At 43.9% G+C, this 862-nt stretch carries 1 protein-coding gene; it reads right to left on the bottom strand.

What is annotated here, in order from left to right; all coding sequences use genetic code 11:
- Positions 1–315: 315 nt before the first annotated feature.
- Positions 316–862 (bottom strand): hypothetical protein (locus A3735_RS30415; RefSeq protein ID WP_197485718.1); only part of this gene is annotated, 547 nt, incomplete at its 5' end.

Genomic DNA, 862 nt, shown 5'->3' with positions numbered 1-862 from the left:
AGCTGAAGTCTTGCTGACCTCTTGGTAGGTTGATAAACCCTCATCACAGATGCTCATCCTTGAGCCCTACCCGCTTGTTCACGAAGTTAACAGCCAAATGCCACTGAAAGAATAATAATACTCGCTAAGCAGCATCCCTCGACTCCTCATGATAGATAAGGCTAGTTCGCTAGCATAAACTCTTCCGCGGCGTATCCCTTGCGTAAGGCAAAGCTAAATCCCTTTACTGCGTGAAGAACGTCTTATCTGGAACTAATGTTATAAGCAATTTTTGGGTGTGAATAGTTGTAGCTACAACCTTTTCAAAAAAATAGTCTAGTGATACTGAAATAACTTGGCCAGTACGCGGAAGGCCTTATCATTTGGAACAGAGCATATACTGAGCTTGTTATATATCGCCAATTTCTTTTTATTAATAGCTTGCTGGGAGATTCCCTTCATTTCAGATAATTGATTAACATCGTAAATTAACAGTTCTCTAGCAAGCTCCTGATCAGAGGAGCTGAGCTGTGCAAAAGGACTATCCCCCTCAATAAACGTATCCCCCTGGGCTGCGGATATAATCGCACTCCAACAAGGAGCGAAGCCCTTATTTTTATCCAAAACGGCATAACACCCCAGGCGCATCATTTTTGCTGCGCTCAAGTTATAAGAGTTTGGACTGGTTAGGATAATCACCTGGCCTTTGAACTGTCTACCGAGCCAGCCAACCAAAGCCCAATAATCAACCCCTGGGATTCCTGCATCGACGAGAAGAATGCTCTCGCTTCCCGCTAATAGAAGCTGCTGTTCAAGCTCAGGAGATATTTGGTTGAACGTCTCAAATTCGCACCCCAGCAATACATCTAGAGATATTCTTAGC

Source organism: Oleiphilus sp. HI0061 (assembly GCF_001635675.1).
Note: the sequence above shows the minus strand (reverse complement) of the source record. Positions and strands in the feature narration are given on the sequence as shown.